Source organism: Neisseria sp. HMSC070A01 (assembly GCF_001810165.1).
Lineage (GTDB): Bacteria > Pseudomonadota > Gammaproteobacteria > Burkholderiales > Neisseriaceae > Neisseria.
In genome coordinates this window covers 299,973-312,613 of the sequence record NZ_KV800123.1, presented here as the reverse complement: position 1 = coordinate 312,613, position 12,641 = coordinate 299,973, and the positions used below count along the sequence as shown (strand labels likewise).

Sequence of the window (12,641 nt, the reverse complement as noted above, 5' to 3'; positions counted from 1 at the left end):
TAAAGATATTTGACAATGTAATACACTATCTTTGTTCTTATAATAGCGGTTTATTGTTTTCACACACCCAGCAACGGAGTTTCCATGCAGTTTTCAGCATTCGGCGAAAAATTCACGCAACACAGTGGTATTTTGCAATTGATGGACGATTTGGGCGACGCGCTCAAAAGCGACAAACCCGTCAATATGCTTGGCGGTGGCAATCCGGCGAAAATTGCGGAAGTCAATGCCGTGTTCGCCGATGTGTTCTCCAAACTGGCGGCGGAACATGCTGTTGAGAATATCGGCAATTATTCCAATCCGCAGGGAGATGCGGCGCTGATTGACGCGTTGACCGCCTTTCTCAACCGCGAATACGGCTGGAACCTGACCGCCGACAATATCGCGCTGACCAACGGTTCGCAGAACGCGTTTTTCTATTTATTCAACCTCTTCGGCGGCAAATTCAAGGTTTCAGACGACCTTTCCGTAGAGAAAGCCATCCTGCTGCCGCTCGCGCCCGAATACATCGGCTATGCCGACGTGCATGTCGAAGGGCAGCACTTTGTTTCCGTCAAACCGAAAATCGAAGCTGTCGAACACGAAGGCGAAGCAGGTTTCTTCAAATACCGCGTGGACTTTGACGCGCTGGAGAGCCTGCCTGAATTGAAAGCGGGCAAAATCGGTGCGATTTGCTGTTCTCGCCCGACCAACCCGACCGGTAATGTGCTGACTGACGGCGAGATGGCGCGTTTGGACGCGTTGGCGCAGGAACACGGGATTCCGCTGATTATCGACAACGCTTACGGAATGCCGTTCCCGAATATTATTTACAGCGATGTGACGCTCAACTGGCACGAAAACATCATCCTCTGCTTCAGCCTTTCTAAAATCGGCCTGCCCGGCGTGCGTACCGGCATTATTGTCGCTGCGCCGGAAGTGGTTAAAGCCGTCAGCAGTTTGAATGCGATTGTGAACTTGTCGCCAACCCGTTTCGGCGCGGCGATTGCGGCGCCGCTGTTAAACGACGGCCGTCTGAAACAGTTGGCCGACCAAGTGATTCAGCCGTTTTACCGTCGGCAGGCGCAAACGGCGGTTTCCCTGCTCAAACGCGAATTGGGTGCGTATCCGTTAAAAATCCACAAGCCCGAAGGTGCGATTTTCTTGTGGCTTTGGTTTGAAAACCTGCCGGTTTCGTCGCAAACCTTGTACGAAATGCTCAAGGCTGAGGGCACGCTGATTATTCCGGGCGAGCATTTCTTTGTCGGCATCGATACGCAAGATTATCCGCACGCGGGCGAGTGCATCCGCATGAGCATTGCGCAGGACGCGGAAACGCTGGAAAAAGGCATCGCCGCGATCGGTCGCGTGGTGCGCGGTTTGTACGATAAAAAATAAATGCTTTGAATAGGCAAAGGCCGTCTGAAACGTGGAGAATCGGGTTTCAGACGGCCTTTTTTATTGGATTCAAACGTGGTGGATAACCAGTTTTTTGCCTTCGTAATCGAGGACGTTGACGTCCATATCGAATAGGGATTTGATGTTTTCGGCGGTGAAAATGTCGTTGGGTGCGCCCTGCATGGCGACTTGGCCGTTTTTCATGGCGACAACGTGGTCGGCGTAGGCGGCGGCCTGGTTGATGTCGTGCAGGACGACGACGGTGGTGCGTTTGTACTCGTCGGTCAGCCGGCGCAGGATCTGCATGAGGGAGCGGGCATGATACATGTCGAGGTTGTTCAGCGGTTCGTCCAATAAAACGTAGTCGGTGCGCTGGCAGAATACCATGGCAATCATGGCGCGTTGGCGTTGACCGCCGGAAAGCTCGGTCAGGTAGCGGTCGGCGAAGCCTTGCAGGTGGAACTCGGCGAGTGCTTCTTCGACGATGGTTTTATCCGTTTCAGACGGCCTGCCTTGGTGGTAGGGATAGCGGCCGAACATGAGCAGGTCGCGCACGGTAATGCGGCTCATGATGCTGTTTTCTTGGGTGAGGATGGAGAGCGTGCGGGCGAGTTCGGCGGTGGGGGTGGTTTTGATGTCTTTGCCTGCGTAGCTGATGTCGCCGTGTACCAAGGGCTGTAGGCGCGCCATAAAGGAGAGGAGGGTGGACTTGCCTGCGCCGTTCGGGCCGATTAGCGCGGTAATGCCGCCTTCGGGGATGTCGAGGCTGACGTCGTTGAGGATGGGGTTGCTGCCGATGGTGTGGCTGACGTTGCGGATGGTAATCATAGGCGGATTCGAGTATGGAAAACTTGGGGTTTCAGACGGCCTTTCAGCGTGAGGCCGTCTGAATTTTATTTCTGTATGGAATGGTTAGATTTCGCTGACGGTCACAAATTCGGGATTGTCGGCTTGATCTATCAGGAAGGCGCGGACTCGTTCTTGCCAAAGCTCGCCGAATTGTTTGAGTTCGTCGGCACTTGCGCTGCCGCTGACGGCTTTGGGCATGATGTCGCGCATTTGCGGCGCGAAGGGTTGGAGCGCGGCGTTGAGGCTGACGGCAACGGTTTTGCCGGTATCGCGGCGGCGGAGTGCGAGTGTGCCGTTGATTTCGCCTGCACCAAAGGACAATAAATGGCGGCGGGCAAAGCGTCCGGCAGGACCTACGCCGCCAAAGCCGGTTTCGGGTGCTGCGCCGGTAAGGAGTTGGACAACGGAAGCGGTAACGCCGGTTGTGCCTTCGTCACGCTCGCCCTGCATGAAGGCTTCGATGTCGCCGCGTTGCGGCAACTCTTCGCCGTAAAGGGCTTCCAGGCCTTTGATGACCATCAGGTAGGCACCGGCGACAGTCGGGCAGGAGTGGCCGCACAGGCGTACGGCATCGGCGTAGTGGTAAGTGAGGATGCCGTGTTCGGCTGCACCGAGGAAGTCGGCCAATGCGTCTTGGACGGTGACGGTCGGGGCTTGGTTGAAGAATGATGGGAAATGTTCTTGTGTCATGAGGGTTGTCCTTTGCGGGTTTGCCCGGGCCGTCTGAAATATTCAGACGGCCTTGGGCATGAATGTTATTTTAAGAGTATTTGTTTGTCCTGTATAAATTTTTCGGCCAGTTTTGTCGCACCGTGGGTGTTGAGGTGGTTGGTGTCGAAATATATCGGCAGGCCGTCTATGGTTTTATCTGCCGGAATCGGCCCCATGATGTTGACCCAATGCACGGCAGGCCGCTGTTTGACAATGTTTTCTATGGTCTTGTCGGCTTCGGCGGAGCGGGCGATTTCGGCTTTTTTATGCTCGGAAACGTATTGCATGTCGAGGCCGAGGCGTTGTTTCAGGTAATAATGGCGCAGGGGCAGTTGCGCGTTCATCGGCGTGTCGGCAAAGACGTAAACCTGCTTGCCCTGTTGAATCAGGGTGTCGAGCATTTTGCCGAAATGCTCCGTAAAACCGGGCTTGTCGGTATGCAGGAACCAACGTTGCGAGATAAAGACCACCGGATAGTTTTCGATCTTTTGTGCGATAAAGCGGTTGTAAGGGTTGCAACGGTCGGCACGGCGGTCGCTTTGCGGCAACATAAAGCCGAAGGCAACGCCGCAGCTGTTGGACGAGATAACGTCGGCGGCAAAGCCTTCCCGTTTGCCCACCATATCGATAAAGGGCGTCAGGTGGGCGGCGTGGGAATCACCCATCAGCAGGACTTTGCTGCTTTGGTTTTCCGCGCCGACAGCGCAGTCGGTTTTGATCAAGGTATCCGCGCAGATTTTACTTTCGTCAACTGTATATAGGTTTGCCTCGTATGCGGCCGGTTTGGCCGTCAGCAGGTAGCCGGCGGCAGGAATCAGCAGAGCGAAATAGGCGGCGATTACCCCGATGAATTTTGGGGTGGTGAAATTCTTTATCCGTCGCGCCGGTGTTTCGACGAAGTAATAGGACAAAACGGACAAGCCCGACATCAGCACCACGGCCAATACAATCGCGGACATCGGCAAAGCATTGTCCATGTAAACATAGCGCATGACGGCCAAGACCACCCAATGCCACAAATACAGCGAATAGGAAATCAAACCGATAAACACAACAGGCTTGAGGCTCAACAGTTTGGCGGTATTGAAGCCGTTTTGCGTCTGCAGGGTTTTGCCCGAGTAAATCAAGCCGCCGACCGCCGTACAGCACAGCAGCCGTTCGATATTACCTTCACCGGGCAACACGCCGTAAGGAAGCAGCAACATGGCGGCAATCACCGCCATCATCGCCCAGCCGACCAAAGGCGTGCTGAAGCGGTCGTTGTTTTGCGAGGGCGGAATAAAGGCGAAAAGCGCGCCGATCAGCAGCTCGTATGCGCGCACATAAGGCAGGAAATAAGGGTCCATGCCGAAGGTGGGCAAAAAGACGGACAGCAGGCTCAATACAATCAGCAAAAGGATGAATTGGCGGATGCTGCGCCCTTTGCTGAAGCGGAAAAAGGCAATCAGCAAAACCGGAAAAACAAAGTAAAACTGCTCTTCCAGCGATAAAGACCAAATGTGTTGCAAAGGTTTTTCTGCCGCGTCGGCATCAAAATAACCGCCGCGCCGTGCAAAAAACAGGTTGGCCGAAAACAGCAACGCAAACACTGCCGATTTGACGTATTGGCGCAGGTCGAATGCCAAAAAGAAAAGGGCGGCCGCCGCGGTTGTACACACAAGTACAAAAGAGAAAACGGGCAAAATGCGTTTCGCGCGTCGTTTGTAAAACTCTAAAAACGAAAAACTGCCGTTTTGCATTTCGCGGCTGATAATGGTGGTAATCAGATAGCCGGACAAAACGAAAAACATATCCACGCCGAGAAAGCCGCCGGGCAGCCAAGCGGCGTCGATGTGGAAAATAATAACGGCCAAGACGGCCAAAGCTCGGATGCCGTCCAAGTCGGGACGGTATTTTAATGTCGTACTCATTTTTTGTAATTTTAGTAAATTTAGTGATGTTTACTATGAGTACATGTCAGAAATTTAGTTTCATTTCAATGGTTAAATATTTTTTAACACGGGTTTCAGACGGCCTGAAGCTGTTTGGGCACATTTAATTTATTTCTTTTTCAACACCAAATATAAAAATACTAATCCGCCTGCAAATTCGACGACCACGCTCAATACGGCCTGCATGCCGAGGAAGTGTTCGAAGATGGTTTGCCCGCCGACCAGCAGGATGCCGCCGACACAAAAAGTCATCGGCAGGCGGACGGAATGTTTGACCGACGGGGAGAAATGGTTGGCCAGCGCGGCAACCAGCAGGCCGAAAAAGCTCACGGGGCCGACAACGGCGGTCGCGGTCGCAACCAGCGCGGCGATCCATAGCAGCAGCCATAAGGTATTGCGCGTGTAGTTGATGCCCAAATTAATGGCCTGATTGCGGCCGAGCAGGTAAACGTCGAGGCGGTGGCGTTCGCGCCAGATCACGGCGGCGCTGATGAGCAACACGACTGCGCCGATGCCCAACAATTCCGAGTGGACGGTATTGAAGGTGGCAAACATATTCGCCTGCGCGGCGGTAAATTCTTCGGGGTCAATCATGCGCGAAAGCAGCGACGACAGGCTGCGGAACAAAATCCCGAAAATCACGCCGATTAAAATCATGCGCGACAAATCGCGTCCGCCCTGTTTGATGAGCGTGTAAAACAGCAGCAGCGAGCCGCCCATCATGATGACCAGCTCAAAGCCGAATTTGCCCGTCAACGGCAGGGAAGCATAGCCCACGCCGCCGAGCGTAAACACCAGCAAGGTCTGCAAAAACACATACAGCGAATCGAAACCCAAAATCGAAGGGGTCAGAATCGGGTTGTTGGTCAGCGTTTGGAAAAGTTGCGTGGACACGCCGACCGCATAGGCGACCATCAGCAGCGCGGCAAGTTTGGTCAGGCGCAGGTTTAAAACAAAGTCCCAATCGCCTTTGACGTTGAGCGTCATAAACAGGGCGCAGGAAACCAGCAGCAGCGCAAAGGCGACCCACAACGGACGGCTGCTTCCTGCCATAAAATCGATATTTTTTTCAGACGGCATGAGCTGGTTTCCTTAATAAAAGCCACAAAAATAAAACCGTCCCCATTACGCCAAAAACCGTAGAGACCGGAATTTCAAACGGAAACACAATCACGCGTCCGACAATGTCGCACAGCAACACCAAAGACGCGCCCAGCAAGGCCACTGCCGGCAGGCTTTGGCGCAGCTTGTCACCCATCAGGCGGCTGATGATGTTCGGCACGACCAGGCCGATAAACGGAATATTGCCGACCGTCACGACCACCAAAGACGTAATCAGCGCCACAATAATCAGCCCCGACCACAGAATCGCCGTCCGGTTCAGCCCCAAGTTCACGCTCACCGTTTCGCCCAAACCCAAAATCGTCAGCTGGTCGGCAATCAAATAGGCAAACAAAGCCAAAACCCCCGTTGCCCACAACAGCTCATACCGCCCGAGCAACACGCCGGAAAAATCGCCCTGTTGCCACACGCCCAGCATTTGCAGCATTTCGTTTTGATACGCGATAAAGGTGGCCACCGCCTCAATCACGCCGCCGAAAATAATCCCGACCAAAGGCACCATCAGTTGCGCGGTCGGTGGCAGGCGGCGGATCAGCAGCATAAAGACCAACATCCCGATCAGCGCGGCAACGGCGGCAACTGACATTTTTGCCAGCAGCGGCGCGGCCGGAAGCAGCAGGGTCATCAACAGCAAACCCAAAGCCGCGCTTTGGCTTGCGCCCACCATTGACGGCTCGACAAAACGGTTGCGCATCAAAATCTGCATAATCATGCCGGCCACGGCCATCGATGCGCCTGTCAGCACAATGGCAAACGTGCGCGGCAGGCGGCTGATGAACATAACCTGTTGGCTGTCGGAGAGCGAAAACAGGGCGGACCAGTCGAATTGGGCGACCCCGACCGACAGGCTGACGGCAAACAATATCAGAAGCGCGATGCCGTTGATAAGGTTCAAATAAAAGGGCTTGTGAAACATAAACGATAAGGTCGTAAAAGAAACAAAGGCATTATTTTATAGTTGTATCGTTTTAAAAGATAACGAAGCAAACGGGCATTCTTGCCCGTTTCAGACGGCCCGATGACCAAAATACAGCTTGGGCAAAGGCCGTCCGGATGCCGTGAAACGGAAGGGTGGGCATTGCCGCCCGCCGAAACAACTATTTCGCCGCGTTGAATGCGTCGGCAACCTGTTTGGAAGCGTTCAGCAATTCTTGCGCGCCGCCGGCCGCCAAATAAGTTTCAGGAACAAGGTAAACCACCTGTCCTTTTTTCCAGGCGTTCGTTTCAGCGACCAGCGGATTGTTCAACACATCTTTTGCCGCCTGGCCTTCTTCGCCGATGGCCGCGCCGCGGTCAAGGACGAACAACCAATCAGGGTTTTTCTCTTTCAAGTATTCAAAGCTGATGGGCTGGCCGTGGCTGCCTTCTTTAATCGATTCATCGACAGCGGGAACGCCGATGTCTTTGTGCAGCCAACCGCCCAAACGTGAAGAAGGGCCGAAAGCCGACATCTTGCCGCCGTTGACCAATACCACCAAACCCTTGCCTTTGCCTTGTGCCGCAGTTTTCGCCGCGTCAAACGAAGCATCGATTTCCGCTTTCAGCTTGTCCGCTTCGGCCTGTTTGCCGAAGATTTGCGCCAGCGCGTCGATGCGCTCTTTTGAGCTTTCTTTCAGATTGGCGGTTTCGGCGGTCATTTCGATGGTCGGCGCGATCTCGTTCAACTTATCAAACGCTTTGGCTGCACGGCTGCCGATGATGATGAGCTGCGGTTTGTAAGCGTTTAAGGCTTCGTAGTCAGGCTCAAACAGCGTGCCGGCAGGTTTGGTCGTTTTGAAATATTCGTCCAAGTAGGGTAGGCGGTTTGTGTCGACGGACAAACCGGTTTTTACGCCCAGTTTGTTTAAAGTGTCGAGCATACCCAAATCGTAAACGGCGATACGCTCCGGATTTTGCGGTACTTTCACCTCACCGCGCGCCGTTTTCACGGTCAGGCCTGCGCCTTCGGTTTGGGCGGCAGAAGCGGAAGCAGTTTGGGCTTGGTTGGAAGCAGAATCTTTCGGTGAACACGCACCCAAAGCAAGGGTGCAGCATACGGCTAAAGCGGTCAAACGTAACATGGGGTTTCTCCGTGGTCGGGAATAAAGTAAATCGAAATGATAACTTGTATCGGATTATAAAGCTAGATGCCGTCTGAAAACTTTTGTTTTCAGACGGCTTTTTCAAGCTGATTGCTTAGAAGCGGTAGTTCACGCTTAGGCGGACATCGCGGCCTGGTTCAGGCAGAGAATTGGCACCTGCGCGTTGGCTGTGCGGCTTGTAGTTTTTATCAAAGACATTGTTGACGGAGAAGTTGACGTTCAAATCGTCTTTGCCTGTCGGCTTCCAGTTGGCAAAGATATCGTTGACGCCGTAGCCTGCACGGACGACATTCAGAGCCACGTCAGAGCCGCGCGAGGTCGGCGCATAGCCTGCATTTTGGACATAACGTCCGCGCCAGCCGATTTCCAGATTCGGATTGTCGAATTGGTAAGACAGACCTGTCGTCCATGTACGTCCCATCGGGATGGCGGTTGTCACGATGTCGGCGGTGTCGCCGTTCAGTTTCGGTCTGCTGTATGCTACGCCTGCACGGGCGGTCAGACCTTTCCAGCGGTAGGCTGCGTTCAGTTCGTAACCTCTGTTTTTCAGCTTGCCGCCGTTATACCAGACGTAGTTTCGTCCTTCTTGACGAATGGCCTGTACATCTTTGATTTGCTGATGGAAATAGCTGCCGGAGAGCGTCAGGGCAGAATTCCAGTGGTAGTTAAAGCCGATTTCTGCATTTCGCGAGCGTTCTGCTTTCAAATCAGGCGATGAAACAATCGGCCTGTTGTTTGCTAAAGCTGCTTCGTACAGGCGGGGGCTGCGGGTTGCATAGTTCAGGCTGGTGTTGATGGAGAAATCAGGAGTAATGTCATAAACCAACCCGATGCTTGGATTGAGGTTGCCGTCTGAATTTTCTGTATTACTGCTGGTTTTCATTTTCCAACGGTCATAGCGCAAACCTGTGGTCAGCGTAACCGGAGAGAAATCCCAAATGCCTTCTACATATACGCCGGCATCGTTTTTCTTCTCGCTGTTTTCTCCGTTTGAGCTGCTTTTTTGAGTGCGCCAGTTTACTCCGTATTTCAGGGTATGGCGGTCAAATAGACGGCTGTCGAGATTCAGATTGGCTCCGTATGTCCGTACTTCGCCGTCCAATTCATAATTTGGATTGGGGACTTCATCACGTTTGGTATTCAAACGGTAAACATTGGCTTTGATTTTGTCGATAAAGCCCAAGTTTCCGCCTTTGAATTCCAAGTTGGTGGTGTCTTGGGTCAGCGTGCGGTAACGCGGCGAGTTGTTGGCGGTATTCGGAATGCGGTTGCCGTTGGCATCCAAAACGTATTGACCTGTGCGGCGGTCGGTTTGGAAGACTTGCGAGAAATCGAACTCTTCGCGTAGGGCGCGTTCTCCATATTGTTTTTCTTGGCGGTGGCTTAATTCAATACGGTTGTCCTCGTTGAAACGATAGCCGATTTTGCCCAGCAAACCGCGTGAACCCAATCCACTGTTTAAAACCTTATCGCTTCCGAGCAGATTACGGTAGCCTTTGCCTGCCGTGTATTCTTTGTCGCGTACGAAATTGCCTGAAACCAAAGCATCAAAACCGCCTGCCTGACCGTAAACGCTTGCGCCGCGTGAATAGCCTTTATTGCTGCTGATGCCGGCATTGACTTTGAAACCGACGTTTTGACCTTCTCTCAGTAAGTCTTTGGCTTCAACCGTTTCGGCAACAATCGCGCCGCTGGTTGCGCCGATACCTGCGGAGGCCGAACCCGTACCTTTTTGCACGGCAACGACTTTTACCAATGCGGGGTCAAGCATAAAGCGGCCGTTGTGGTGGAAAATCTGGCTGTCGGTGTAAGTATCGTCAACTTTATAGTCTATTTGGTCTTGTCCCATGCCGCGGATGGTCACCCACTGCGACTGACCGTTGCCGCCGCCGAAACTGATAGAGGGTTCGTTGAACAATACGTCTTTTAAATCAGTGGAAGTCGTTTCTTCCATACGTTTCGTCGTTACGCGGTGTGTGGCGCTTGTGGCTTGACCTTTGACGGTAACGGTATCGAGTACAACATTGTCTTTGGCTTCATTTTCTGCGTGTGCAAAACCGGCTGCCAGTGTCAGTGACAGCAGGCTCAGTCGAAACAGGGGCGTATTCATTGAGAAATGTCCTTAATAAAATGACAGTAATAAAAAAATAAAAGCAAATAAAGAGAAATTATCTTTAAAATATGCAATTAAGAATAATCATCATTTATAATAATGCATATAAAAGAAACAGTTGTAAAGAGTTGTATTGAATTTGTTAAGGAAGTGGGTTGTTTTTAAACGAACTTTGCAGTTGGTATATCAGGCCGTCTGAAAAATAAGTGATCGGGCATTTTTGCGTATGAAAATATTTGGAAAGACTGCATAGAATTTTTTACTTTTTCCCTTGAATTTGTCGCAAACAACCCAAATCTATCCGCCATTACGGCAGGCTTTCCATAAGCGTGTCGCTATTTCCAAGCAAACCGTGTCTGTCATGTCCGACAGACAATTGTTTTCAATCTATTTATTTATCGGAGCATTAAGACATGACCATCCGCCCTTTACACGACCGCGTAGTCGTCAAACGCTTAGAAGCTGAAGAAAAAACTGCCTCCGGCATCGTTTTGCCGGGTGCGGCTGCTGAAAAACCCGACATGGGCGAAGTAATCGCCGTGGGTGCGGGCAAAATCGGTAAAGACGGTGCGCGCCGTCCGCTGGATGTCAAAGTCGGCGACAAAGTGATCTTTGGCAAATACAGCGGTCAAACTGTAAAAGCCGACGGCGAAGAGCTGTTGGTAATGCGTGAAGAAGACATCTTCGGTATCGTTGAATAATTGTTGAATTAAGTTTCAGAACCAAAGGCCGTCTGAATCAAACATGAAGTTTTCAGACGGCCTCGAACAGATTTTTAATATTGATTTGGAGAATTTAAATGGCAGCAAAAGACGTACAATTCGGCAATGAAGTTCGCCAAAAAATGGTAAACGGCGTCAATGTATTGGCAAACGCCGTACGCGTAACTTTGGGCCCTAAAGGCCGCAACGTGGTACTCGACCGCGCTTTCGGCGGCCCGCACATCACTAAAGACGGTGTGTCTGTTGCAAAAGAAATCGAATTGAAAGATAAATTCGAAAACATGGGCGCGCAAATGGTGAAAGAAGTTGCGTCTAAAACCAACGACGTAGCCGGCGACGGTACCACTACTGCAACCGTATTGGCACAATCCATCGTTGCCGAGGGCATGAAATACGTGACCGCCGGCATGAACCCGACCGACCTGAAACGCGGTATCGACAAAGCCGTCGCCGCTTTGGTTGAAGAGCTGAAAAACATCGCCAAACCTTGCGACACTTCCAAAGAAATCGCCCAAGTCGGCTCGATTTCCGCCAACTCCGACGAACAAGTCGGCGCGATTATTGCCGAAGCGATGGAAAAAGTCGGCAAAGAAGGCGTGATTACCGTTGAAGACGGCAAATCTTTGGAAAACGAATTGGATGTCGTCGAAGGTATGCAGTTCGACCGCGGCTACCTGTCCCCTTACTTCATCAACGACGCAGAAAAACAAATCGCCGCGCTGGACAATCCGTTTGTATTGCTGTTCGACAAAAAAATCAGCAACATCCGCGACCTGCTGCCTGTTTTGGAACAAGTGGCAAAAGCCAGCCGTCCGCTCTTGATTATTGCTGAAGACGTAGAAGGCGAAGCCTTGGCGACTTTGGTGGTGAACAACATCCGCGGCATCCTGAAAACCGTTGCCGTGAAAGCCCCAGGCTTCGGCGACCGCCGTAAAGCCATGCTGCAAGACATCGCCATTCTGACCGGCGGTACTGTAATCGCCGAAGAAGTCGGCCTGTCTTTGGAAAAAGCCACTTTGGAAGACTTGGGTCAAGCCAAACGCATCGAAATCGGTAAAGAAAACACCACCATCATCGACGGCTTCGGCGACGCAGCCCAAATCGAAGCGCGTGTTGCCGAAATCCGCCAACAAATCGAAACCGCAACCAGCGATTACGACAAAGAAAAACTGCAAGAGCGCGTTGCCAAATTGGCCGGCGGCGTGGCAGTAATCAAAGTCGGTGCCGCTACCGAAGTGGAAATGAAAGAGAAAAAAGACCGCGTGGAAGACGCGCTGCACGCTACCCGCGCAGCCGTTGAAGAAGGCGTGGTTGCAGGCGGCGGCGTAGCCCTGTTGCGCGCCCGTGCTGCTTTGGAAAACCTGCACACCGGCAATGCCGACCAAGACGCAGGCGTACAAATCGTCTTGCGCGCCGTTGAATCTCCGCTGCGCCAAATCGTTGCCAACGCAGGCGGCGAACCTAGCGTGGTTGTGAACAAAGTGTTGGAAGGCGAAGGTAACTACGGTTACAACGCAGGCTCCGGCGAATACGGCGACATGATCGAAATGGGTGTACTCGACCCTGCCAAAGTAACCCGTTCCGCGCTGCAACACGCCGCATCTATCGCCGGCCTGATGCTGACCACAGACTGCATGATCGCTGAAATCCCTGAAGAAAAACCTGCTATGCCTGATATGGGCGGCATGGGTGGTATGGGCGGCATGATGTAAGGCCGTCTGAAACCTTCAGACAA

10 protein-coding genes are annotated in these 12,641 nt (G+C 52.4%); 3 read left to right on the top strand and 7 right to left on the bottom strand.

Annotated elements, in window-relative coordinates; genetic code table 11:
* Positions 1-84: 84 nt before the first annotated feature.
* A complete protein-coding gene (locus HMPREF2711_RS06985; protein WP_003749117.1) occupies positions 85-1,377 on the top strand; it encodes a valine--pyruvate transaminase in 1,293 nt (430 codons plus the stop codon).
* Between the two features lie 69 nt (positions 1,378-1,446).
* Here HMPREF2711_RS06985 and HMPREF2711_RS06980 read toward each other — a convergent pair whose 3' ends face one another.
* From HMPREF2711_RS06980 to HMPREF2711_RS06950, 7 genes are all read right to left on the bottom strand, one after another.
* Positions 1,447-2,205, bottom strand: a complete 759-nt coding sequence (locus HMPREF2711_RS06980; RefSeq protein WP_003749115.1) for an iron ABC transporter ATP-binding protein — start codon at positions 2,203-2,205, stop codon at positions 1,447-1,449.
* Between the two features lie 84 nt (positions 2,206-2,289).
* A complete protein-coding gene (locus HMPREF2711_RS06975) occupies positions 2,290-2,916 on the bottom strand; it encodes an FmdE family protein (RefSeq protein WP_003749113.1) in 627 nt (208 codons plus the stop codon).
* A gap of 65 nt (positions 2,917-2,981) precedes the next feature.
* A complete protein-coding gene (locus HMPREF2711_RS06970; protein ID WP_003749112.1) occupies positions 2,982-4,847 on the bottom strand; it encodes an acyltransferase family protein in 1,866 nt (621 codons plus the stop codon).
* A gap of 129 nt (positions 4,848-4,976) precedes the next feature.
* Positions 4,977-5,948, bottom strand: coding sequence for an iron chelate uptake ABC transporter family permease subunit (locus HMPREF2711_RS06965; protein WP_070615889.1), 972 nt, complete (start codon positions 5,946-5,948; stop codon positions 4,977-4,979).
* Positions 5,938-6,906, bottom strand: a complete 969-nt coding sequence (locus tag HMPREF2711_RS06960; RefSeq protein ID WP_003749107.1) for an ABC transporter permease — start codon at positions 6,904-6,906, stop codon at positions 5,938-5,940. The genes HMPREF2711_RS06965 and HMPREF2711_RS06960 overlap by 11 nt, the downstream gene beginning before the upstream one ends.
* A 181-nt stretch (positions 6,907-7,087) precedes the next feature.
* On the bottom strand, positions 7,088-8,050 hold the full coding sequence (locus tag HMPREF2711_RS06955; protein WP_003749104.1) for a siderophore ABC transporter substrate-binding protein: 963 nt from the start codon (positions 8,048-8,050) through the stop codon (positions 7,088-7,090).
* Between the two features lie 115 nt (positions 8,051-8,165).
* Entirely contained in the window at positions 8,166-10,181 is a 2,016-nt protein-coding gene (locus HMPREF2711_RS06950; protein WP_003749103.1) for a TonB-dependent receptor domain-containing protein, read from the bottom strand.
* A gap of 416 nt (positions 10,182-10,597) precedes the next feature.
* Between HMPREF2711_RS06950 and groES the strand changes: the two genes are divergently transcribed.
* Together groES and groL are read left to right on the top strand one after the other, a co-directional pair.
* Positions 10,598-10,885 (top strand): co-chaperone GroES, encoded by a 288-nt coding sequence (gene groES, locus HMPREF2711_RS06945; RefSeq protein ID WP_003744509.1) that lies wholly within the window; start codon positions 10,598-10,600, stop codon positions 10,883-10,885.
* Between the two features lie 98 nt (positions 10,886-10,983).
* A complete protein-coding gene (gene groL, locus HMPREF2711_RS06940; protein ID WP_003749101.1) occupies positions 10,984-12,618 on the top strand; it encodes a chaperonin GroEL in 1,635 nt (544 codons plus the stop codon).
* Positions 12,619-12,641: the final 23 nt, after the last annotated feature.